The organism is Streptomyces sp. NRRL F-5755 (assembly GCF_001279365.1).
In the GTDB taxonomy this organism is placed as follows: Bacteria; Actinomycetota; Actinomycetes; order Streptomycetales; family Streptomycetaceae; genus Streptomyces; species Streptomyces rimosus.
This window is the reverse complement of the sequence record NZ_LGCW01000139.1, coordinates 1-2,162: the sequence shown is the minus strand read 5'-3', so window position 1 is coordinate 2,162 and position 2,162 is coordinate 1. Positions and strand designations below refer to the sequence as shown.

Here is a 2,162-nt window from a genome sequence, read left to right as displayed (position 1 = left end):
GCGGAGGGGGAGGCAGTGGTGGCCGGGCGGCGGGGGCCTGCCTGCGGGCTGCTGTTCTGTGCGCCGCCCGGTTCCCCGGCAGGGGCGCCCGCCCCGCGCAGCGGGCGTTCCCAGCGCAGCCGGTCCAGGACGGCGTCGGCCGGTACGGAGGTGCCGGGGGGCAGGGACGCGAGCAGCGTGAGCGTCCGGCGGCGCACCTCGGGGGCCGGGGACCGGTCGAGGTTGGGGCCGAGCGCGGACAGGGTGCGGCCCTTGGGATCGGCGGTGCCGACCAGGCCGGCCGTACGGGTCGCCGAGAGCCAGGCCGTGGCCAGCCGCGCCCAGCGCTCCTCGGCGGGCAGCTGCCGCCAGTCCTCGGCGGCGGGCGTGGGGGCGTACCGCTCGTCGGCCTCGCCGTCGGACGCCACCAGCCCGGCGGCGTAGGCGAGTTCGAGCCAGAACGCGGCGACCTGTTCGGTGCAGTCCAGGGCGGCGGCGGTCCGCTTGAGGTCCCGTACGCTCAGCCCGCCCGCGCGCAGCACCCCCGGCCCGCCGAGGTCCCACTCCTTGAGCAGTTCCTCGACGGTGGCCAGGGCGGTGAACGCCTGGCCCGCCGCGGCGCTGTCCACAAGCTGTGGATCGCGTTCGGTGGCGGGCGCGAGGGCGGGCGGCAGCGGCTCGGGGGTGCGGTGCGCACGCCCGGCGCGCAGGTGCAGGGCAGCCTCGCGGGGGAGGACGACGTTGCGCGGCCCGGCGGGCAGCAGCACGCCCCGGTCGAGCAGCCATTGCAGGTGCGCGGCGGGCCGGTCGGTGACGGCGCCGTACGGCGGGCCCCAGACCAGCCGGTCCAGGACGCCGTGCGCCTCCCCGGGGGCTTCGGCGAGCAGCGCGGCCATCCGCGTACGGTCCTCGAACAGCGAGGTCAGGGCGGCGACGGCGGTCACCGGGTCGTGGGTCGTGGGCAGCCCGGCGGCGGCCAGGATCTCCTGGAGGCGGCCGGGCGACATGCCGGACGTGGCCTCGGCGACGGTCGGCCCGAGGCCGGTGGGGGAGGGGTGCGCGGGTCCGGGCGCGAGCAGTTCGCGGGCGGTACGGACGAGGCGCAGCCGGTCGTCACCGCCCCAGACCAGCGCCTGTCCGCGCAGGGTCGATACGGCACGGGGGAGCTCGGCGGCGATGGCGGAGCGGGTGCCGGAGGGCAGATCGGCGTCCGCGTCCGGCGCGTCGGCTGCCGGAACGCCGGCTTCCGCTGCCGTAACCTCCGCCCCCGACGCCGTAACCCCCGCCTCCGGCGCCGGAACCTCCGCCGCGGCGTCCCCCGCCATCAGGCCGAGCAGCGTCTCGTACGGGCAGGGGTCCGGGGCCACCGCCAGCGCCTCGGCGGTCTGCAGCGCGAAACGGTCCAGGCGCTCCACGGCCCGCACGACGGAGGCGCGGGTACCGGCACGGGTGGCGAGCTGGGTCAGGTCGCCGGGGACCGGGTTGAGGAGGTCGGGACGGGCCCGCAGCAGGTCGGCGAGCCCGCTGTCCGGGCGGGTGCGGAGCTCTTCGGCGAGCGTGCGGGGTGTTTCACTCATCCGCTACACGGTAGCGGGGGCCGCTGACGTTGTCGGGTGCAGCGCCGCGCCGCCGCCGGTCGCGGCGCTGTGCCGCCTCCGCGGCGGGGGCGATCGGCGGTACCGTCTCCGGAGGAACCGGGCTGTGCCACAGGGGATTTCGTGGGGATCGAGAGCGACCAGCTGGTCTTTGACTATCTGAGCCGGGTCGGTGATCTGGCCCAGCAGCGCGGGCTGTCCTCCGGGGCGCGGATGCGCCTGGTGGCCGAGCTGCGGGCACAGGTGGACGCGGCGAAGCCGGACACGGTGCCGGGCGTCAGACGCGTGCTGTCCCGGCTCGGTACGCCCGAGGCGGTGGTGGAGGCGGCGGGCGGCAGCGGACCGCCGCCGTCGCCGGGTCCGCCGGGCGCGGCGGAACCGCAGCCGCGCCCCGGCCTGCGCGACAAACTGGGCGGCGCGGCCCGCCTTCTCGGTACGGGCGGTACGGGCGGTACATCTGGTACGTCCGCCGCGGGCGGTATGGGCGGTTCGTCCGGCGTGGGCGGCGCATCCGGTACGAATGGCGGCGGCACCTCCCCCGGCCCGCACACCCCACACACCCCCGGCCACCAGCCCTCCACCCCCGCC

At 77.7% G+C, this 2,162-nt stretch carries 2 pseudogenes; one reads left to right on the top strand and one right to left on the bottom strand.

Annotated elements, in window-relative coordinates:
* Positions 1 to 1,556: pseudogene (locus ADK86_RS15360) on the bottom strand (DNA-binding protein); the annotation flags it as partial.
* 141 nt (positions 1,557 to 1,697) lie between these two features.
* Here ADK86_RS15360 and ADK86_RS43795 point away from each other — a divergent pair.
* Positions 1,698 to 2,162: pseudogene (locus ADK86_RS43795) on the top strand (hypothetical protein); the annotation flags it as partial.